General features: G+C 72.8%; 15 protein-coding genes. 10 read left to right on the top strand and 5 right to left on the bottom strand.

What is annotated here, in order from left to right; all coding sequences use genetic code 11:
* Window positions 1–20 precede the first annotated feature (20 nt).
* The 4 genes from ADK57_RS17115 to ADK57_RS46540 all read left to right on the top strand — a co-directional run bounded on the left by ADK57_RS17115 (window position 21) and on the right by ADK57_RS46540 (window position 6,865).
* Window positions 21–2,567, top strand: coding sequence for a serine/threonine-protein kinase (locus ADK57_RS17115; protein WP_053750329.1), 2,547 nt, complete (start codon window positions 21–23; stop codon window positions 2,565–2,567).
* Complete coding sequence (locus tag ADK57_RS17110; RefSeq protein ID WP_053750328.1) at window positions 2,568–3,815, top strand: PP2C family serine/threonine-protein phosphatase; 1,248 nt, start codon at window positions 2,568–2,570, stop codon at window positions 3,813–3,815.
* Window positions 3,816–3,913: 98 nt separating this feature from the next.
* The gene (locus tag ADK57_RS17105) at window positions 3,914–5,263 is read left to right on the top strand and encodes a vWA domain-containing protein (protein ID WP_053750327.1); all 1,350 of its coding nucleotides are present in this window, start codon (window positions 3,914–3,916) and stop codon (window positions 5,261–5,263) included.
* A gap of 48 nt (window positions 5,264–5,311) precedes the next feature.
* Window positions 5,312–6,865 (top strand): FHA domain-containing protein, encoded by a 1,554-nt coding sequence (locus ADK57_RS46540; RefSeq protein WP_063785964.1) that lies wholly within the window; start codon window positions 5,312–5,314, stop codon window positions 6,863–6,865.
* A gap of 34 nt (window positions 6,866–6,899) precedes the next feature.
* Here ADK57_RS46540 and ADK57_RS17095 read toward each other — a convergent pair whose 3' ends face one another.
* The gene (locus ADK57_RS17095; RefSeq protein WP_053750325.1) at window positions 6,900–7,919 is read right to left on the bottom strand and encodes a methyltransferase domain-containing protein; all 1,020 of its coding nucleotides are present in this window, start codon (window positions 7,917–7,919) and stop codon (window positions 6,900–6,902) included.
* Between the two features lie 68 nt (window positions 7,920–7,987).
* On the opposite strand from ADK57_RS17095, the gene ADK57_RS17090 reads away from it, so the two are divergent.
* From ADK57_RS17090 to ADK57_RS17075, 4 genes are all read left to right on the top strand, one after another.
* Window positions 7,988–8,401, top strand: coding sequence for a globin (locus tag ADK57_RS17090; RefSeq protein ID WP_053750324.1), 414 nt, complete (start codon window positions 7,988–7,990; stop codon window positions 8,399–8,401).
* A gap of 159 nt (window positions 8,402–8,560) precedes the next feature.
* Complete coding sequence (locus ADK57_RS17085; protein ID WP_053750323.1) at window positions 8,561–11,809, top strand: ABC transporter permease; 3,249 nt, start codon at window positions 8,561–8,563, stop codon at window positions 11,807–11,809.
* A 1-nt stretch (window position 11,810) separates the two neighbouring features.
* Window positions 11,811–14,819, top strand: a complete 3,009-nt coding sequence (locus tag ADK57_RS17080; RefSeq protein WP_199830604.1) for an ABC transporter permease — start codon at window positions 11,811–11,813, stop codon at window positions 14,817–14,819.
* A 265-nt stretch (window positions 14,820–15,084) separates the two neighbouring features.
* Window positions 15,085–16,050 (top strand): ABC transporter ATP-binding protein, encoded by a 966-nt coding sequence (locus ADK57_RS17075; protein ID WP_053750321.1) that lies wholly within the window; start codon window positions 15,085–15,087, stop codon window positions 16,048–16,050.
* A 54-nt stretch (window positions 16,051–16,104) separates the two neighbouring features.
* Here ADK57_RS17075 and ADK57_RS17070 read toward each other — a convergent pair whose 3' ends face one another.
* The 3 genes from ADK57_RS17070 to ettA are packed head-to-tail and all read right to left on the bottom strand — an operon-like array spanning window position 16,105 to window position 18,858.
* A complete protein-coding gene (locus ADK57_RS17070) occupies window positions 16,105–16,779 on the bottom strand; it encodes a hypothetical protein (protein ID WP_053750320.1) in 675 nt (224 codons plus the stop codon).
* Window positions 16,776–17,189, bottom strand: a complete 414-nt coding sequence (locus tag ADK57_RS17065; protein ID WP_053750319.1) for an acyl-CoA thioesterase — start codon at window positions 17,187–17,189, stop codon at window positions 16,776–16,778. Before ADK57_RS17065 ends, ADK57_RS17070 begins: the two co-directional genes overlap by 4 nt.
* 4 nt (window positions 17,190–17,193) lie before the next feature.
* Window positions 17,194–18,858, bottom strand: a complete 1,665-nt coding sequence (gene ettA / locus ADK57_RS17060) for an energy-dependent translational throttle protein EttA (protein ID WP_078973174.1) — start codon at window positions 18,856–18,858, stop codon at window positions 17,194–17,196.
* A 242-nt stretch (window positions 18,859–19,100) separates the two neighbouring features.
* Here ettA and ADK57_RS17055 point away from each other — a divergent pair, with 242 nt between their 5' ends.
* A complete protein-coding gene (locus ADK57_RS17055; RefSeq protein ID WP_053750318.1) occupies window positions 19,101–19,619 on the top strand; it encodes an HAD domain-containing protein in 519 nt (172 codons plus the stop codon).
* A gap of 149 nt (window positions 19,620–19,768) precedes the next feature.
* Here ADK57_RS17055 and ADK57_RS17050 read toward each other — a convergent pair whose 3' ends face one another.
* Window positions 19,769–19,984 (bottom strand): hypothetical protein, encoded by a 216-nt coding sequence (locus tag ADK57_RS17050; protein WP_053750317.1) that lies wholly within the window; start codon window positions 19,982–19,984, stop codon window positions 19,769–19,771.
* A 682-nt stretch (window positions 19,985–20,666) separates the two neighbouring features.
* Here ADK57_RS17050 and ADK57_RS17045 point away from each other — a divergent pair.
* The gene (locus ADK57_RS17045; RefSeq protein WP_234390231.1) at window positions 20,667–21,071 is read left to right on the top strand and encodes a hypothetical protein; all 405 of its coding nucleotides are present in this window, start codon (window positions 20,667–20,669) and stop codon (window positions 21,069–21,071) included.
* Window positions 21,072–21,097: the final 26 nt, after the last annotated feature.

Here is a 21,097-nt window from a genome sequence, read left to right as displayed (position 1 = left end):
GACAAAAGGGGGACAGCGTCGTGAGTCAGGCACAACAGCCCTGCCAGCGGCCCGACTGCGAGGGCATGTACGAGGACGTGGGCGGCGGCGAGCTGTACTGCGACACCTGCGGTCTCGCCCCGGTCGTCTCCACGACCGGCATGGTCGGCTCGCCGCCCACCGGGATCACGGCCGGCGGCAGAGGCTCCAGGGGGTCTTCCGGCAGCGGCAGTTCCCGCTCCGGCAGCCGCGCCAGTTCGCGTACGTCCTCGCAGTCGTCGAAGTCGCGGCGCTCGGTGTCGGGACGGCTGTCGCGCTCGGTGTCGGGACGGTCCACGGGCCGCTCGGTGTCGGTGCGCAGCTCCGGTTCCAGCGCCGGGTCCTCCTCCCGGGGCCGGCTGGGCGCGGGCCTGGTCGAGGTGCCGGGCGTGCCGCGGCCCGACCCGCGTGCGATGGTCCTGGACAACCCCGAGGTGCCGGAGCGCAAGCGGTTCTGCTCGCGCTCCGACTGCGGGGCGCCGGTGGGGCGCTCGCGCGGCGACCGGCCGGGGCGCACGGAGGGGTTCTGCACGAAGTGCGGCCACCCGTACTCCTTCGTCCCGAAGCTGAAGGCCGGTGACGTCGTGCACGGCCAGTACGAGGTCGCGGGCTGTCTGGCGCACGGCGGCCTCGGCTGGGTCTACCTCGCCGTGGACCGGGCCGTGTCCGACCGCTGGGTGGTGCTGAAGGGCCTGCTGGACACGGGCGACCAGGACGCGATGGCGGCGGCGATCTCCGAGCGGCGCTTCCTCGCGGAGATCGAGCACTCCAACATCGTGCGGATCTACAACTTCGTGGAGCACCTCGACCAGCGCACCGGCTCACTCGACGGCTACATCGTCATGGAGTACGTCGGCGGAAAGTCCCTCAAGGAGATCGCCAACGACCGCCGGACGCCCACGGGCAAGCGGGACCCGCTGCCGGTGGAGCAGGCGTGCGCGTACGGCATCGAGGCGCTCGACGCCCTCGGGCATCTGCACAGCCGCAACCTGCTGTACTGCGACTTCAAGGTCGACAACGCGATCCAGACCGAGGACCAGCTCAAGCTGATCGACATGGGCGCGGTGCGCAGGATGGACGACGACGAGTCGGCCATCTACGGCACGGTGGGCTACCAGGCGCCGGAGGTCGCGGAGGTCGGCCCGTCCGTGGCGTCCGACCTCTACACGGTCGCCCGCACCCTCGCCGTCCTCACCTTCGACTTCCAGGGCTACACGAACGTCTTCGTGGACTCCCTGCCCGACCCCGACCACATCGAGGTCTTCCGCCAGTACGAGTCCTTCTACCGGCTCTTGGTCCGTGCCACCGACCCGGACCCGGCCCGCCGCTTCGCCTCCGCGCAGGAGATGGCGGAACAGCTGACGGGCGTGCTCCGGGAGGTCGTCTCGCTTCAGTCGGGGCGGGCCCGCCCCGCGCTGTCCACGCTGTTCGGGCCCGAAGTGCGGGTCACCGACCCGGAGTTGTTCCCGAAGCTGGACGGGGAGGTGTCCCGGCTGGGGGCGCGGGCGGTGACCACCCGGCGGCGTTCCTCCGCCGGTTCCCTCCTCCCCGCCGCCGCCCCTCCCCTTTCCGCCGGGACCGGAGCCGCTGTCGCTCCCGGTCTGGTCAAGCCGGCCAACGCCCCCGCCGGCGCGCTCGCCCTGCCCGTGCCGCACGTGGATCCGTCCGATCCGAACGCCGGGTTCCTCGCCGGTCTGATGGCCACCGCCGCCGCCGAGCTGCTGGGAGCGATCGCCGCCGCTCCGGCCCGGTCGACCGAGACCCGGCTGCGGCAGATCCGGGCCTGGCTGGAGAACGGCGACGCGCACACCGCGCACCAGGCGCTGCTGGATCTGGAGGAGGAGCGGCCCGACGACTGGCGGGTGGTCTGGTACCGGGGTGTCGCCGCGCTCGTCACCGGCGACCACGAGGCCGCAGCCCTCGGCTTCGACGCGATCTACGACGCCTTCCCCGGCGAGATCGCCCCCAAGCTGGCTCTCGGCCTGTGCGCGGAGGTGCTCGGGCAGCTCGACAACGCCGCCGAGTACTACCGTCTCGTGTGGTCGACCGACCCCAGCTATGTGAGCGCCGCCTTCGGCCTGGCCCGCGTCCAGCTCGCCTCCGGCGACCGCCAGGGTGCCGTACGGACGCTGGAGTCGGTTCCGGAGTCGTCCATCCACTACACGGCCGCGCGCGTGGCGGCCGTCCGGGCGCGACTGCGGCAACGCGTCGCGGTCGCTTCCGACGTACCCTTCCTGGACGATCTGACGGCGGCCGCCGGGCAGGTCGAGGCCCTGGAGGCGTACGGTCTGGACCCGGCGCGGCGCGAGCAGTTGTCCGCGGAAGTACTCGGCTGCGCGCTGGACTGGATACTCTCCGGTAGCCAGGGTTCCGCGCCTCCGTCGGCCGCCGGGGGACGGGTGCTGCTCGGCAGCGGCCTGGACGAACGAGGCCTGCGCTTCGGCCTGGAGCGTTCGTACCGCACGCTGGCCCGGCTGGCGTCGGGCGGCGAGGAGAGGATCGACCTGGTGGAACGTGCCAACCGTTACCGCCCCCGGACTTGGGTGTAGTTGATGTCGCAGATGCCCCAGCAGACCGCCCTGACGAGGTGTCCGAGCTGCGAGGAGCCCCTCGAGTCGGGTGACCGTTTCTGCGGTGCGTGCGGATACGACCTGTCCGCCGTACCGGCACGGCCGGGCGACCACCCGACCATCGCCATGAACGGCGGCGCGCCGCCGCCGCGGGACGGCGCGCCCGGCGTGCCGCCGCAGCCCCCGCTCGCGGGCTCCCCGGTGTCCCCCGCCTCGGGCGTCCGGTTCGACCGCCCGCCGGAGCCCGACGAGTACCCCCTCCAGGCCCCTGACCCGCGCGTGGCCCCCGACGTCCCGACCCCGCCCGACGGCGTCAAGGTGTGCGTGGCATGCCGGGCCGGCCGGGTGGACAGCGACGGCTACTGCGAGAACTGCGGGCACGCCCAGCCTCGGGAGCGCGACCACATGGAGCAGGACCTCGGCCCGGTGGCCGCCGTCAGTGACCGCGGTCTGCGTCACCACCGCAACGAGGACGCGTTCGGCCTCGGCTGCGCGGCACTGCCCGACGGCTCTGCCGCGGTGGTGGCGATCGTGTGCGACGGCGTGTCCTCGGCCACCCGTCCCGACGACGCCTCGCTCGCCGCCGCACGCGCGGCGAGCGGGGCGCTGCTCGCCGCCCTGCCGCACGGCACGCACCCGCAGCAGGCCATGCACGAGGCGATCGTCGCCGCCTCGCGCGCGGTCAACGCGCTGGCCGAGGAGCCCGCCACGGCCCGCGAGCACGCCCCGCACCAGAACGCCCCCGCCTGCACCCTCGTCGGCGCGGTGGTGACGTCCGGGCTGCTGGTCGTCGGCTGGGTCGGCGACAGTCGCGCCTACTGGGTCCCGGTGGACCGCAGCGCTCCCCCGGCGCGGCTCACCGAGGACGACTCCTGGGCGGCGCAGATGGTCGCCGCGGGCCTGATGAACGAGGCGGAGGCGTACGCCGACGAGCGTGCCCACGCGATCACCGGCTGGCTCGGCGCGGACGCCTACGAACTGGAGCCGCACACCGCTTCCTTCAAGCCGGACCGGCCTGGTGTGGTGGTGGTGTGCACCGACGGCCTGTGGAACTACGCGGAGGCGGCCGAGGACATGGCCGAGGTCGTCCCGCTCGATGCCGCCGTGCGCCCCCTGCACAGCGCCCGCGTCCTGGTCGGTCACGCCCTGGACGGCGGGGGCCACGACAACGTAACAGTGGCCGTCGTGCCGTTCCCGGCACCTCCGCAGGGGGCAGGATCGGCCTGAGGGCCGCACACGGGGAAGTTTCGACGGACCGGAGGGGACCGGTCCGTCCACAGTCATCGCCCCGCCTCGGCGGGGGCACGAGGGGGATTTGAGTAAGTATGGCCAATTTCTCGAAGTCGAACGTGCCGCAGTTCTCGGTCGACGTCTACCAGAACGAGTACCTGCCGGAGGACGGCCGCGAGGTCAACGCGATCGTCACGGTGACAGCGACCGGCGGCGGCACGATCGGCAGTTCCGTCGCGTCGCCCCACCTCTACTCGCCCGGCGAGGGCCCGTCCGCGGCCGTGGTGATCATGGTCGACTGTTCGGGCTCGATGGACTACCCGCCGACCAAGATGCGCAACGCGCGGGACGCCACGGCCGCCGCCATCGACACCCTGCGCGACGGCGTGCACTTCGCGGTGGTCGGCGGCACCCACGTGGCCAAGGAGGTCTACCCGGGGAACGGGCGGCTCGCGGTCGCCGACGCCACCACCCGCGACCAGGCCAAACAGGCCCTGCGCAGGCTCAGCGCCGGCGGCGGCACGGCCATCGGCACCTGGCTGCGGCTGGCCGACCGGCTGCTGTCCTCCACGGAGGTCGGCATCCGCCACGGCATCCTGCTCACCGACGGCCGCAACGAACACGAGTCGTCCGAGGACCTGAAGGCCTCCCTGGACGCCTGCGCCGGCCGTTTCACCTGTGACGCGCGCGGAGTGGGCACCGACTGGGAAGTGAAAGAAGTCACAGGAGTCGCCTCCGCGCTGCTCGGCACCGCCGACATCGTCGCCGACCCGGCGGGCCTGGCCGCCGACTTCACACAGATGATGGAGACGGCGATGGGCAAGGAGGTCGCGGACGTCTCCCTGCGGCTGTGGACGCCGGTCGGCACCGCCGTGAAGTTCGTCAAACAGGTCGCGCCCACCGTCGAGCAACTGACCGACCGCCGCACCGAGTCCGGCCCGCGCGCCGGGGACTACCCCACCGGCTCCTGGGGGGACGAGTCCCGTGACTACCACGTGTGCGTCGAGGTCCCGGCCGCGAACATCGGCCAGGAGATGCTGGCCGCCCGCATCTCCCTGGTCGTCCCGCAGCCCGACGGCAGCACCCAGGCGCTGGCGGGCGCACAGGGTCTCGTACGGGCCGTGTGGACCGACGACATGGTCGCGTCCACGTCGATCAACCCTCAGGTCGCCCACTACACCGGCCAGGCCGAACTGGCACAAGCCATCCAACAAGGTCTGGATCTTCGCAAATCGGGAGACTTCGACGGAGCAACGGCCAAACTGGGCAGGGCCGTTCAGCTCGCGAGTGCCTCCGGGAACGCGGATACTGCGAAACTCCTTGCGAAGGTGGTGGACGTCGTCGATGCCGCGACAGGTACTGTGCGACTGAAGGCGAAGGTCGCGGAGGCCGACGAGATGACTCTCGAAACCCGGTCGACAAAGACTGTTCGTGTAAAGAAGTGACCTAGTAGGACACTGGTAGGACACAGAAGGAGAGGGGGACGCGCCGACATGCCGACCTGCCCGAACGGACACCAGTCGGGTTCCGACGACTGGTGCGAGGTCTGCGGTCACCGCATGGCGGGTGCCGTGCCTCCGCCCCCTCCACCGCCCCCCGGCGGTGGCTACGGCTTCCCGCCACCGCAGGGTCCGGGCACGCAGCCGGGCCCGCCCGGCGGCCGTGCGCACGAGCCGGAGCTGTGCCCGCAGTGCCGTACGCCCCGTGAGGGCGGTGCGCCGTTCTGCGAGGAGTGCCGGTGGAACTTCCTGACGAACACGGCGACTTCGTACACGCCGGCCGCCCCGCCCACCCAGGCGCCCGGCGGCCCCAACCCGGCCGCGCGTTTCCAGCAGCCTCCGGGTCCGCCGTCGTACGGCGGCGGTGACGGGTACGACTACCAGAGCTCGCGCCCCTCGCAGATGAACCGGCCGGCCGAGCCGCTCCCGCCGGGCCCGCCGTTCGGCAACCCGCCTTCGGGTCCGGACGGCCCCGGCGGCCCCGGTGGACCGGGCGGTCCTGGTCCCGGTCCCGGTCAGGGACCCGGCGGTGGCTACGGCTTCCCGCAGCCCGGCGGTCCCGGTGGACCCAACGGTCCCGGTGGTCCCGGCGGCCCCGGTCAAGGCCCCGGTCAAGGCCCCGGCGGTGGCTACGGCTATCCGCAGCCCGGCGGTCCCGGTGGACCCAATGGTCCCGGTGGTCCGGGCGGACAAGGCAACCCCGGCGGTCCGGGAGCTCCCGGCGGCTTCGGTGGTCCGGGCGGTCCCGGCGGACCCAACGGTCCTGGTGGCCCCGGTGGTCCCGGACCTTTCGGTGCCGACCCGTCGCGGCCGGTTCCGCCGCCGCCCGGCCCGACCCCGCACGGCGGTCCCGGCGGTCCCGGCCCCGGTCAGGGCCCCGGCGCCCCTCAGGCGTTCCAGCAGCCCGGTCCCGGCGGCCCCTCCGCCCCGCCCGGGTACCCGCAGGACCCGAACCTGCAGCAGCCGGGCGGTCCGTCCTTCGGCGGCGGTGGCGGTGGCGGTGGCGACTGGGAACTCCCCCCTCCGTCGTCCACGGCACCCGGCGGCCCCGGTCAGGGCCCGGGCGGTGGCTACGGCTATCCGCAGCCCGGCGCGACCCAGGCCCCGCCCGCCCCTCCCGGCGCCGGCTACCCGCAGCAGCCGTCGGCCTGGACGGCGACCATCGGCCCGGACCGCGACTACTTCATGGCGATGATGCAGCGCTCGGGGCCCGAGGCCGCGGGCCTCAACCTGCCCGCGTACTCGCCCGAGCAGCAGCGCGCCCTCACCGGCAACCAGCTCACCATCGGCCGCCGCCGGCACTCCACCGGCGACACCCCCGACATCGACCTGGCGGTGCCGCCGGAGGACCCGGGCGTCTCGCACCAGCACGCGGTGCTGGTCCAGCAGCCGGACGGCTCCTGGGCGGTCGTCGACCAGAACTCGACGAACGGCACGACGGTCAACGGCTCTGAGGAACCGATCCAGCCCTTCGTGCCGGTGCCGCTGCAGGACGGGGACCGGGTGCACGTCGGGGCGTGGACGACGATCACGATCCGGCGCGGATAGGTTCCGTCCCGGATTCCTTCAGGGCCAGGTTCGTTCAGGCCTGGAGGGGCCATGCGTACGGCCCCTCCGGGTCGTCCAGCCACGCCCACTCGTGTTCGCCGCTGACCGTGATGCCGTAGCGCTCGCGCTGCGGCTGCCCCTCGCGCTCCCACAGTGCGTACGCCTCCTGCGGGTCGAGGCTGCCGCGGGTCAGGGCGATCAGGAACCGGAACAGTTCGTGGTCCCTGGCCACGCGCGGCACCCCGCCCAGCGGGGCCGGCTCCGGCCCGGGCCCGCCGCCGCGCAGCGGCACGAAGTAGGCGGGGGTGTGCAGGAAACGCCCTTCGGCCTGCCCGGTGTCCCCCACCGTCAGCGCGACCAGGCCGGTGGCGAACGGGGTCAGGATGCGGGCGCCGGGGCGGCACTGGGGGAGCCAGGCGGGCGGGATCGACGACAGGGTGCAGGTCGCGATGATCCGATCGAAGGGGGCGCGTTCGGGTACCCCGCGCGCGCCGTCGCCGGTGACGACGAGGGGGTGGTAGCCGGCGGCGGCCAGATGCTGCCGGGCCGCCTCGGTGATCTCCGGTTCCAGGTCGACGGTGGTGACGAGGTCGTCGTCCCCGAGGCGGTGGGCGAGCAGCGCCGCGTTGTACCCCGTACCCGCACCGATCTCCAGGACCCGGTCGCCGTCCCGCACGCGCAGGTCGGCCAGCATCATCGCCATCAGCGAGGGCTGACTGCTGGAGGAGACCAGCTCGCCGTCGCGCAGCCTGGTCGCCAGCGGGGCGTCGGCGTAGGCGCCGCGCAGCCAGCGTTCGCGGGTGCGCGGGTCGGGGCTCTCGCCCCAGCGCCGCTCGTAGCCGCCCTCCCCCGCTCTCGAATTCGCTTGAGCCGGGGAACCCCAACCGCCGACGTAGTAGTACGGCACGAACAGATGCCGGGGCACGGCCTGGAACGCCTCCCGCCACACCGGGTCGGCGGCCCACGCCCCGCTCGCGTCGATCTCGCGCACCAGCGCGGCCCGCGCGGAGGCGGCGAGATCATCCAGGTCCTTGTCCAGAGCGTGCGCTCCCATACGTCCACTGTGCACCCTCGGCAGGGGTGGACCTAAGTCTTGAGTCCTGGTTCCACCCGTCTGAGACCATGGACGACGTGAAAGAGATTCGGCGCGGCACGCTTCAGGAGCAGACCTTCTACGAGCAGGTCGGCGGGGAGGAGACCTTCCGCCGCCTCGTCCACCGTTTCTACGAGGGAGTCGCCGAGGACCCGATCCTGCGGCCCATGTACCCCGAGGAGGACCTGGGCCCGGCCGAGGAGCGCCTCGTGCTGTTCCTGATCCAGTACTGGGGCGGCCCGACGACGTACAGCGACAACCGCGGCCACCCGCGGCTGCGGATGCGCCATGCCCCCTTCACCGTCGACCGGGCGGCGCACGACGCCTGGCTGAAGCACATGCGGGACGCCGTCGACGAGCTCGGCCTGTCCGAGGAGCACGAGCACACGCTGTGGAACTACCTGACGTACGCGGCGGCCTCGATGGTGAACACCCCCGACTGATCAGGGTGGTTGAGGCTCGGATTCCGGTCGTACGACCCCGGATTCCGATCACAATCCGGTCAAGCCCGGTCCACAAGCGCTTACCCCCGGCCCGTCCCCTCTGACAACATCGCCCGGAGGTCTGGACAACGGGGACGACGGATCACGGCGGGGGGCCGGGTGACGGGGTGGGGCGGGGCCGCGAGATACGTTCTGCTGCGTGCCCGGGCGCACCGTCTGCTGCTCGCCGCCGCGCTGCTCACCGTCCTGCTGACCACGGCCGTCCTGGCGACCCTCGCCGCCTACTCGGGCGCGATCGGCGACGCGGCCCTGCGGCATTCCTTACGGGACCCCCGCAACGCCGTCGACACGGCGCTGATCGTCAAGGCCGATGTGCCGGCCGAGCAGCGCACGGCCGCCGACACCGCCGTACGAGAGGCGGCCCGCAGGACCTTCGACGGGCTGCCGGTGACCGTGCGGACCCTGCTGCGGTCGGGCCCGTACGCCCTGCCCCGCTCGCTGCAGCCACCCGCCGAGCGGTCCGGGGACCCGGATCTGACCTTGTTCGCGGCCCTGGACCGGACGCAGGTGCGGCTCGTCGCCGGACGACTGCCCGCCCTGAGTGACGACGGCGTCGAGGTGGCCCTCCCGCAGACCGCCGCCCACCGGCTCGGCCTCGAACCCGGGGCCCGCCTCACCGTCACCGACCGGCTCGGCGGCCCGAAGGTACGTGTCATGGTCACCGGCCTCTACCGGCCGACCCGGGCGGACGCGCCGTACTGGAAGCTGGACGACCTGGGCGGCCGCGGCGTCAAGCAGGTCGACTTCACGACGTACGGTCCACTGCTCGCCGATCCCGGTGTGCTGACCGGCGGGACGGTGAGCGCCGGGCCGTCGGCGTGGCTGGCGTCGGCCGACTTCTCGACGTTGACGACCGGGCGGATCGACGCCCTGCGCGAGGCGGCCCGCGCCGAGAGCGCGGCGATGCGCAAGCAGCCGGTGCTCAGCGGCAGTACCGCCGCGTCCACCGACCTGCCCGACGTCCTCGACCGTGTCGACCGCTCGCTGCTCGTCTCCCGCTCCACGCTCCTGATCGTGGCCCTCCAGCTGGTGCTGCTCGCGGCCTGCGCCCTGCTGCTGGTGGCCCGGCTGCTGAGCACCGAACGCACCGGCGAGACCCGGCTGTTGCTGGCCCGTGGCGCCTCCCGCCGCCGGATCGCGGGCCTCACCGCCCTGGAGGCGCTGCTGCTGGCCGTCCCCTCGGTGGTCTGCGCGCCGCTGCTCGCGGGACCGCTGACCCGGCTGCTGGCCGGACAGGGGCCGCTGGCCCGGATCGGGCTGCGCCTGGACGTGCCGGCCGGTGGGCGCGCGGGGGTGTGGCTGGTGGCGGCGGGCGTGGCGCTGGGCTGCGCGCTCGCGGTGACGCTGCCCGCGCTGACCTCGTCCTTCGCCTCCGGACGGGCGCGTGCGCTGCCGTCCGTGATCCGCGCGGGCGCGGACCTCGGGCTGCTGGCGGTGGCCGGAGTCGCGTACTGGCAGCTCAGCCGCCAGACCTCCGGCGCCGTGACCGGAGACGGCACGGGCACCCTCGGCGTCGACCCGCTGCTGGTGGCGGCGCCCGCACTCGCACTGCTGGCCGGGACGGTCGTGACGCTGCGGCTGCTGCCCCCGGTGGCGCGGCTCGCCGAACGCCGGGCGGCCGGCGGGCGCGGACTGACCGCGGCGCTGGCGGGCTGGCAGATCGCCCGCCGCCCGATGCGCGGGGCGGGCCCGGTGCTGCTGCTGGTCCTCGCCGTCGCGCTGGGCATGCTCGCGATCGGGCAGGGCGCCTCCTGGGACCGCTCGCAGAACGACCAGGCGGACTTCCGGGCCGGGGTGGCGGTGCGGGTCCTCGCCGCCGGAGAGGGCGGTCTCGGCCGCACCGACGAGTACGCGGCCGTACCCCACGTACGACAGGCCGCTCCCGCCGTCCGCACGGAGCTGCCGCTGTCCGGCAACCGGACCGCGACCGTGCTGGCCCTGGACACCGCGCACACGGCGAACGCCCTGCTGATGCGCCCCGACCTGGCGTCCGAGCCGGTCCGGCCACTGCTGGCCGGGCTGGGCCCGAAGGGGGCGTCGGCGGGTGCGAAGGTGCCCGCCGGCACCGACCGGCTGCGGCTGACGGCGACCCTGCGCAGCTCCGCGGGCCCGGGCACTACTGCGGACGTCACCGTCACCCTCCAGGACCGCTACGGCACCCCGTACCAGGTCCCGGCGGGCGAGCTTGCCGTCGACGGCCGCCGCCACACCCTGGGCCTGGACGTCCCGTCGGGTCCGCTCACGTTCACCGGCATGGAACTGGTCATGCCCCAGCCGATCGGCCGCGCCGGGCAACACCGATTCGTGCTGGACGAGTTGACCGCCGTGGACACCGAGGGGACGGTACGGCGGCTGTCGCTGCCCACCGACTGGAAGGCCGGGTCGGCGAGCGAGGCGGAGGCGTCGGGGCCGGACGAGCGGACGAAGCCGACCGAGCCGCGTCTGAGCACTCCGTCGGGGCGGCCGACGGTCGACTACGGCACGGGGTACGTCCCCGCCGAATACACCTGGCTCCTCTCGTCGTTGACACTGCGGCTCCAGGTCGCGCAGCCCCTGCCGCCCGCCGTCACGGCCGTCGCGACGGACCGCTTCCTCGCCTCCGCGGGCGCCCGCACCGGGCAGCGCATGGACGTGGCGTTCGGCGGCCACACCGTACCGGTGCGGATCGTGCGCGCCGTGCGGGCGCTGCCGACCAGCGAGGAGTCGACCGGCGGGGCACTGCTGGTCGATCTCCGCTCGGTGAACCGGGTGTTGGCGGCGCGGTACGCGGACAGCGTCACGCCCACCGAGTGGTGGCTGCAGACCGGGCCCGGCGAGGCGGCCGACGTCGCCTCGGCGCTGCGGGCGCGGCCCGAGATGGATCCGGCGCAGGTGGTCGTGCGGGACGAGATCGCCGAGCAGTTGCGCGACGACCCGTTCGGCGCGGGCCCCGAGGCCGCGTTCGCCGCGGCGGCCGGGGTCGCGGCGGCACTGGCAGCGGTCGGGTTCGCGGTGAGCGCGACGGGTTCCCTGCGGGAGCGGGGCGCCGAGTTCGCCGTACTGCGCGCGCTGGGCGCCCCACGCCGACGACTGGCCCGCACGATCGCCGTCGAGCAGGGGGTACTGGTGGCGCTGGCGATGCTGGTGGGCGCCGCCCTGGGCACGATCCTGACCCGGGCCGTGGTCCCGCTGATCGTCCTGACCTCCGAGGCCACCCGGCCGGTGCCCGAGGTGCTCGTCGAACTGCCGGTCGCCGGGGTCGCCGTACTGCTGGCGGCGATGGCGCTGCCTCCGGTCCTGGTCACGGCGGCGCTGGCGGTGCGGCGGGCGGATCCGGTCACTTCGTTGCGGGAACAGGGGGGTGAGTGAGGTGAGTTCGGTCACGGCGCCATGGGTTCGCACCAGGCTGCGGACCGCCCCCGGTACCGCCTGTGCCCTCGCGCTGCTGGTGGCGCTGACCGCGTGCCTGGCCGCCGCGTTCCCCCGCGCCGTCGACCGGTACGGGGACGCCGGTCTGCACCACGCCGTCGAGCGGGCCCGGCCCGAGCAGAGCGGCGTGCAGGTCGCCGCCCCGGTGCCGAGCCCGCTGCTGCCGCAGACGCAGCGGGAGGACGCCCTGCGCCCCGACACCCTTTCCCGGCAGTACGGCGAGGTCCGCGCCCTCGTCCCCGGACCGCTCACCGTCGACCGCGGCCAGTCGACGTACGGCGTGCGCACCACCACCGACCTGGTGGCGCAGGACCCCTGGCTGCCGAGGCCGACCGGTCTGCCCGCGCAGGTGTCCCTCGTCGCCCAGGAGGGCGTCGCCGACCACGCGGACCTGCGTGCCGGACGCCTTCCGCGGGCGGCCGGCCAGGTGACCGCCGCGACGGCCGAGGTGGAGGCCGCGGTCACCGTCGAGACCGCCGAGAGCCTGCGCATCAAGGCCGGTTCGGTGATCCACGTACCCGGCGTGGACCGCGCCCCCCTCGCCGTCCGCGTCACCGCGATCGTCGCCCCGCGCGACCCGGCCGGCGCCTACTGGTCGGTCCGGCCCCTGCTGCGCACCCCCACCCTCGTCCGCCTGCCCGGCCCGTCCTCGGACGCGGACCGGTACTGGCTCGGCGCCCTCCTCCTCACCCCCGAAGCGGCCCCGGCGACCCTGGGCACGGCCGGAAACCCCGAGCGGTACTGGCAGTTGACCCCGGCCACCGACGCCCTCCACGCCCACGACACCGACCGGCTGCGCTCCGCGATCGCCTCCCTGGAGTCCGGCCCCGCACTGCAGAAGGTGCGCACGGCGATCGGTGACCTCGCGGACGAGTACACCTCCGGCGTCACCGAGGTGAGCACCGACCTCGACGACGTGCTCGCCTCCTACGCCCGGCTGCGCGAGGGCGTCGACCCGCTCGTCGCCGTCGCCGCGTTCGGCACCGGCACGGTCGCCGCCGTCGTCCTGCTGATGGCGGGCGGCCTCGCCGCCGACCGCCGCCGCACCGAACTCGCCCTCCTGCGCGCCCGCGGCGCCTCCCTGCGGGGCGTGACGGGCCGGCTGCTCGCCGAGACCACCGTGATCGCCCTCCCCGCCGGCGCCCTCGGCCTCACTGCCGCGCTGCTCGCCCTCCCCGCACCCCGCACCCTGCCCGCCGTCCTGGCGGCCGCGGCGGTCACGGCCGTCGCCTGCGCCGCCCTGCCCCTGCGCGCCGCCGCCGCACACCGGACGGTACGCGTCCACGGCGGCCGTGAGGACGTGACATCCATACGTCCGTCCCGACGCCGTACGGTCGCGGAGCTGACGCTGGTGGTCCTCGCGGCCGGCGCGGTCGAGAGCCTGCGCCGACGCGGCACGTCGGGTTCCGCCGGGGACCAACTGGTGTCGCTGGCCCCGGTGTTGATCGGCGTGATCGCGGCGCTGGTACTGGTCCGGCTGTACCCGCTCCCGTTGCGGGCGCTGGCCCGCCCGGCCGGCCGGCTGCGGGGCGCCGTGGGCCACCTCTCGCTGGCCCGCGCGGGCCGCACGTCCGTCTCCGCGGCGCTGCCTCTCCTCGCCCTGCTGACCGCCCTCACCACCGCGGCCTTCGGCGGGTCGGTCCTCGCCGGGGTGCGCGAGGCCCGCGACCACGCGGCCCTGCTCACCGTCGGCGCCGACGCCCGCATCGAGACGACCGGGCCCCTGCCGGCCGCCCTGACCGACCGGATCCGCAGTGTGCCGGGCGTGGACGGGGTGGCGGAGGCGAGCATCGCGTACCAGGCGAAGCCGGACGAGGGCCGGGAGACGGTACCGCTGGTGGGGGTGGATCCCGGGGAGTACGCGGCGTTGACGGGGCGGGTGGGGACCGGGGCTTTCGGGGAAGGGGAGTTGACCTCCGGGGCGGCTTCCGGGTCGGCTTCCGGTTCGGTCTCCGGGGCGGCCTCCGGGCCGGCTTCCCAGTCGGCTTCCGCGCCGGCCTCCGGGCCCGCCTCCGGGTCGGCTTCCGGGCCCGCCTCCGGGCCCGCCTCCGGGTCGGCTTCCGGGCCGGCCTCCGGGCCCGCCTCCGGGTCGGCTTCCGGGCCGGCCTCCAGTCCCGCCTCCGGGTCGGCCTCCGGGTCGGCCTCCGGCGCGGGGGAGTCGGGTTCCGGTACCGCCGGTACTGGCGGTACCGCTGCGCCCCTGCCCGCGCTGGCCTCCCCGGCCACCGCCGCGACGTACGGCACCCGCCCCTTCCCGGTCGGTCTGGAGGACGGCAACACCGTCACCGTCCGGATCACCGTCGTCCGGGACCGCACCCCCGCGATCTCCGGCGCCCACTTCCTGGTCGTGGACCGCGCCGGGCTGGGCGGCACCGCAGCCCGCCCGACGGCACTGCTGCTGACCGGCGATCACCTGGACGCAAGGGCGCTGCGCCGGGCGGCGGGCGACGCCGCGACCGTCCAGCTGCGGGCCGAGGAACGCGCACGGTACGTCGACTCCCCCCTCCAGTCCGGCGCCGAACGCGTCTACACCACCGCGGTGGCAGCCGGCGTCGGCTACGCCGTTCTGGCCCTCCTCCTCGCCCTCCTGCGCGCCGCCCCCGAACGCACCGCCCTGCTGGCCCGCCTCCGCACCCTGGGCCTCACCCGCGCCCAGGGCCGCCGCCTCCTCGTCCTGGAGTCCCTCCCCCAGGCCGTACTCGCGGCTCTCGGCGGCACCCTGACAGGCTGGGCCGCCATCCGCCTCCTCTCCCCCGGCATCGACCTGACCACCATCGCCCTCGCCTCGAAGACCGCCCCGGGCAAGGCCGAACTCCACGCGGACGCCCTGTCATTGACGGTGCCGGCGGTGTCGGTGCTGCTGCTGGCGGTGGGGGTGGCGGTGGGGCAGGCGTGGTGGTCGGGGCGGCGGGGATCGGTGCGGGAGTTGCGGGCGGGGGATGCGCGATGAACCGCGCCCGCAGGCGCGATGCCGCTCCGGCCGGCGCAGCGGGCGTGGCCGGCTCAGCTCCGGCCGCCGGCGCAGCCGCAATCGCTGCCGCGGCACCCGCAACCGCCGTAGCTGCGGGCAATCGTGGAAACCCAGACCCTCGCAACTGCGGGCAATCGCGCCGCTTGGGCGGCTCCCGACCCACAGAGAGCGGCACCCCGCAAGCGCGGGCGAGCGAAACCCACCCCTCAGCAACCACGCCGGGCGCCCGCTCAGGAGACCCCAGATGACAACGAACCCCACCCTCGCCGACCTGACACAGCGCGCCGCGGCACACCGCAACCGCCCCACCTACGGCCACGACGCCCTCATCACCTGCGACCGCCTCGTCCGCATCTTCACCACGGACGGCATAGAAGTCCAAGCCCTCCAGGGCCTCGACCTCCTGGTCCGCGAAGGCGAACTCATGGCCCTGGTAGGTGCATCCGGCAGCGGCAAGTCCACCCTCATGAACATCCTCGCCGGCCTGGACACCCCCACCGCCGGCGCCGCCCGCGTAGCCGACCGCGACCTCCTCACGATGACCGCGAAGGACCGCCTCGCCTACCGCAGAGAAGTCGTCGGCTTCGTCTGGCAGCAGACCTCCCGCAACCTCCTGCCCTACCTGACCGCCGCCCAGAACGCCGCGCTGCCCATGCAACTGGCCGGACGCACCCGCACCCCCAAGTCCCGCCGCGCCCACACCGAACGCGCCCTGGAACTCCTGGACCTGCTGGACATCGCGGACTGCCGCGACCGCCGCCCGCACCAGATGTCCGGCGGCCAGCAACAACGCGCCGCCATCGCCGTGGCCCTCGCCAACAACCCCGCGGTCCTGCTCGCCGACGAACCCACCGGCGAACTCGACTCCCATACCGCCGAACAGGTCTTCGCCGCCTTCCGCACCGCGAACGAACAGCTCGGCACCACCATCGTGATCGTCACCCACGACCAGGCGGTGGCCGACGAGGTCCGCCGCACGGTCGCCATCCGGGACGGCCGTACCTCCACGGAGGTCCTGCGCCGCAGCGAAGTGGACGCGACGACGGGCCACGAGACGGTGGTGGCCCGGGAGTACGCGATGCTCGACCGCGCCGGCCGCCTCCAGCTCCCCGCCGACTACACCCGGGCCCTGAACATGCGCGACCGCGTGGCTCTGGAGCTGGAACAGGACCACATCGGCATATGGCCGGACGACAGCGACCACAACTGACCCTGCTAGCGACGACCACAACCGACCCCCGCTACCGGCGGCCGAAGCGGAACCTCAACGCACGCTGACGCCCAACGCCCCAAGTCCCCCTCGCCGTACGGCGATCGACCCGTACGGCGTCCGCAGCCTGAGCCACGCCCCCGAGGAGACGAGCCCCAACTCCCCCATGCCCTCGGCCCGCAGGAACCCCAGCGACTGGGCCGCGTGCACGGCCCGCACCGGCAATCCGGTGTCACCGACCGTCCGGGACCAGATCTCCCGCCCGATCCGGTCGAGTTCGGCCCGCGTACGCGCCTCGGGCTCCAACTCCTGTGTACGGGACCGGAATTCGGCGATCACCGCGGCGACCATCGCCCGCAACTCGTCCGGCGCCGGCAGCCCCGGCTCCACCCGCCACCCACCACGCGGCGGCAGCACACCGGCCCACGGCGGCCCCGTCACCGCCTCCGGAACGCCCACGGTGCCCGCGGTCTCGTCGACGGACTCCAGGAGCTCACCCACGGACACGGTCACGTCCAGCGTGACGTCGAGCCCGTCCTCGTACGGCTTGGCGAGACGCACCGCGCGGATGGCGAGCACCTCGAAGGACGGCGGCCGTCCGAAGACGGCGAGTGCGGTGCCCGCGCCCTGGAGGCGCACCGCGGCTCCACGGTCGTAGTGGAGCAGCCTGGAGAGGAAGGCCGCGAGATCCGCCGCCTCCCCCTCGTCGGCGAGGTGGAGCACCGTCATGCGGCGACGGCCTCCTCCTCGTCGTCATCCCGGTATCCCTCGAGGAACTCCCGCTCCTCCGAGGTGATCCGGCGTGGCCGCTGGGCCTCGAAGTCGAACGGCACTATCACCGTCGAAGCCCGCACGTAGACCTGGTCGCCGTCCTTCACCTCGTACGCGATGGTGAAGGACGCCGCCCGTATCTGCGTGACCCACAGCTCGACGTCCACCGGCGTGTGCCGGTGGACCAGCTGCCGCTTGTAGTCGATCTCATGGCGTGCCACCACGGACCCCTGCTTGAAGTCCTTCTCCGGGCGGAACAGGAAGTCGATACGGGCTTCCTCCAGGTAGCGGAGGAAGACCACGTTGTTGACGTGGCCGTACGCGTCCATGTCCGCCCAGCGCAGCGGGCAGTGGTAGATGTGCCGCAAGAGATCAGCCCCGGGTCAGCTTCTTGTAGGTGGCGCGGTGCGGACGAGCCGCATCCGGCCCGAGCCGCTCGATCTTGTTCTTCTCGTACGACTCGAAGTTGCCCTCGAACCAGAACCACTTGGAGTCACCCTCGTAGGCGAGGATGTGCGTGGCGACCCGGTCCAGGAACCACCGGTCGTGGGAGACGACCACGGCCGCGCCCGGGAACTCGAGCAGCGCGTTCTCGAGGGAGGACAGGGTCTCCACATCGAGGTCGTTGGTCGGCTCGTCGAGGAGCAGCAGGTTGCCGCCCTGCTTGAGGGTGAGCGCGAGGTTGAGGCGGTTGCGCTCACCGCCGGAGAGGACCCCGGCCGGCTTCTGCTGGTCCGGGCCCTTGAAGCCGAAGGCGGAGACGTAGGCCCGCGACGGCATCTCGACCTGGCCGACATTGATGTAGTCGAGCTCGTCCGAGACCACGGCCCACAGCGACTTCTTCGGGTCGATGTTCTCGCGGCTCTGGTCGACGTACGAGATCTTGACTGTGTCGCCGACCTTGATCGAGCCGGAGTCCGGCGTCTCCAGACCCTGGATCATCTTGAAGAGGGTGGTCTTGCCGGCGCCGTTCGGCCCGATGACCCCGACGATCCCGTTGCGCGGCAGCGTAAAGCTGAGGTCGTCGATGAGGACCTTCTCGCCGAAGGCCTTGCTGAGGTTGTCGACCTCGACGACCACGCTGCCCAGACGCGGACCCGGCGGGATCTGGATCTCCTCGAAGTCCAGCTTCCGCATCTTGTCCGCCTCGGCGGCCATCTCCTCGTAGCGGGACAGACGCGCCTTGGACTTGGCCTGACGCCCCTTGGCGTTGGACCGCACCCACTCGAGTTCTTCCTTGAGCCGCTTCGCCCGCTTGGCGTCCTTCTGACCCTCGACCTTGAGGCGGGAGGCCTTCTTGTCGAGGTACGTGGAGTAGTTGCCCTCGTACGGGTGGGCGCGGCCGCGGTCCAGCTCGAGGATCCACTCGGCGACGTTGTCGAGGAAGTACCTGTCGTGGGTCACGGCGACGACGGTGCCCGCGTACTTCGCGAGGTGCTGCTCCAGCCACTGCACGGACTCGGCGTCCAGGTGGTTGGTGGGCTCGTCGAGCAGCAGCAGGTCGGGCGCCTCGATCAGCAGCTTGCACAGCGCGACGCGGCGCTTCTCACCACCGGAGAGGTTGGTGACCGACCAGTCGCCGGGCGGGCAGCCCAGGGCGTCCATGGCCTGCTCCAGCTGGGCGTCCAGGTCCCACGCGTTGGCGTGGTCCAGGTCGTCCTGGAGCTTGCCCATCTCCTCCATGAGCGCGTCCGAGTAGTCCGTCGCCATGAGCTCGGCGACCTCGTTGAAGCGCTTGAGCTTGCCCATGATCTCGGCGGCGCCGTCCTGCACGTTCTCCAGGACCGTCTTGGACTCGTCGAGCGGCGGCTCCTGGAGCAGCATGCCGACGGAGTAGCCGGGCGACAGGAAGGCGTCACCGTTGGACGGCTGCTCGAGCCCGGCCATGATCTTGAGAACGGTGGACTTACCGGCACCGTTAGGACCGACCACACCGATCTTCGCGCCGGGCAGGAAGCTCAGCGTCACGTCGTCAAGGATCACCTTGTCGCCGTGCGCCTTGCGCGTCTTGCGCATGGTGTAGATGTACTCAGCCAAGAGAAACCGTCCGGCAGATTGAATTCTGGCAGTGGGCAGATACACCCCATCTTGCCTGACGTCCACCCTCGGGTGGTAACCCGTTTGGTCGGGAGGCTGTGACCTGGGGCTTCGCTGCCGGCGGTGGTAGCTCGACAGTCACTGTCGGTCGCCGTTGGCCGGCCTCGGGGGACCTCGGACGGCCCGCAGACGGCCCAGCCCGAGGGAGCCGCTCCCCCACCGCGCCGGGCTATCGTGCCGCCGTGACAAGCGCAGCGGAGCGCCCCCTCCTCTTCCTCGACGTCGACGGTCCACTCATCCCCTTCGGGTCGTCGTCCGCTTACCCTCCAGCCGCTACGGCCGACGCCTCGACGCCTGTCGATCAGGGCAACCCACTGCTGAGGCGGCTTGACCCTGGGATCGGGGCACGTCTCATGGCTCTGGGCTGCCACCTCATATGGGCCTCGACCTGGATGGAGGAGGCGAACGAGACCGTCGCCCCACGCATCGGACTGCCGAAGCTGCCCGTGATGGAGTGGCCGGACATCTGTGCCGAGGAAGGCCCGCGCGGCCTGCACTGGAAGACCCGTCCCCTTGTGGAGCGGGCCAACGGCCGGCCGTTCATCTGGGTCGACGACGAGATCAGCGCCATGGATCGTCAGTGGGTCGCCGCCGGCCACCCCGGGCCGTCGCTGCTTCATCACGTCGACCCGGCCAAAGGCCTCGAAGACGCCGACTTCTCCACGCTCGCCGGTTGGCTTCGTGACCTCGCGCCGAGATGAGCACCGCTTTAGGGAGAGTTCGATCCGAGCTTGCTCCGGCTGCTGCCATCGACCGGTACGACAGCCGAACAGAGGCGCTGGTGCACGGCCCCGTCCGGCGGGGTTGATGTCAGCCGCGGATGCCAGAAGCCGGCGGTTGTGTGGCGTCGCTACGGCGAGGGGGTCGGCTTCCGGCGCCCGGCGAGGCGGCGCCAGGCCACCCAGAGATTGATCACAAGCAGGACCGCTCCCGCGATGGGCCAGCCCATGGATCCACCGTTGCGGTAGGTCTCGATGCCTACCGTCAGCAGCATGAGGCCGATCACTGGGCCCATCAGGTCCATGAAGGCGTCCAGGCGACTTGCGATCTTCGAAAGGTTGGCCACGGCTTGATCGTGGCAGTCAACGCGGTGCCTGCAAAGGAGCAACATCAGGACCGCACGGAGCCGCCGCTGTCCGACTGCGTCGAGGCCGACCCCGGTTCACCGCCATCAGCTTGGGAACCCTGGGGTTTTTTGCGGCCGTTACTGCACTGACCGGCGGCGGAGTGGCGCCGGCTCTGGTCGGCTCCGTGGCCGGTCTCCGCTGTGCCCCGTGGCGCCCCGCACGATCTGCAGCGACCGCTTCATGGCCAGGGAAGCGAGCGCTACGGAAACCGAGACGGCCCGGCACGAGACCGGACCGTCTCCACCTGGTGCGACCTTCTGATCCGTAGCTCTAGCCGAGTCGGGCGTCTGCGGACATACAGGCCATCCTCAAGCTGGTAGCAGGCGATACCGGCCGTGGTCGTTCGCGGTGGTTGCTGTACTTCGTTGCGGTACCGCAGAGCTTGACTAATTGACGGGCTCGCCGGGCGGCGGAGAGCGCCAGGACCGTACGGCCCAAGAAGCAGCCCAAGACCATCGCCACGTCGACCGCGCATCGGATCCTGGCCCGTCATCACCTCTTTCCGCGTGCGGAAGCGACGGCGGAGGAGATCGCAGCGGACAGGTGGCGATGGCGCATAAGTACAGGGAGTACGTACTCCTACCGACGTGCCCCGGACACCTGTGCCGTTTCCTTGCGCTCATGACGACACCGAGCGTGAAAGCGCAGATGCCGAAGAATGTCAGGCTGGCGGTGGTGGGGGTATGGGTCCAGGCCGTGCTGAACCTGGCGGCGGGCGGCCTGTTGTTGGCCGTGGTGAACGACGCGGCTGACCACGGTCGGGACGAAGGGGCCGGGCTGCTCCGGTTCGTGGCAGTGCTGTCGCTGCTGATCGCCGGGGCGCTTCTGCTGTGTGGCGTTTTCGCGGGCAGGCGGTCGAAGGGCATACGTGTCACGGTCATCGTCATCGAGGCGCTGAGCCTGCTGAGCGGTGTGCTGGGCCTGCTCCAGGGGGGTGGCGTCTCGGTTCTCCCGGGCATTGCCTTCGCCCTGGCCATGCTGCGGGGCTTCAGCTCCGTGGAAGCCAGGAACTGGTTCGACCGGTGAGGTACCCACGGAGGCGCGTACCCGGG

It is taken from the genome of Streptomyces sp. MMG1533 (assembly GCF_001279775.1).
In the GTDB taxonomy this organism is placed as follows: domain Bacteria; phylum Actinomycetota; class Actinomycetes; order Streptomycetales; family Streptomycetaceae; genus Streptomyces.
Note: the sequence above shows the minus strand (reverse complement) of the source record. Positions and strands in the feature narration are given on the sequence as shown.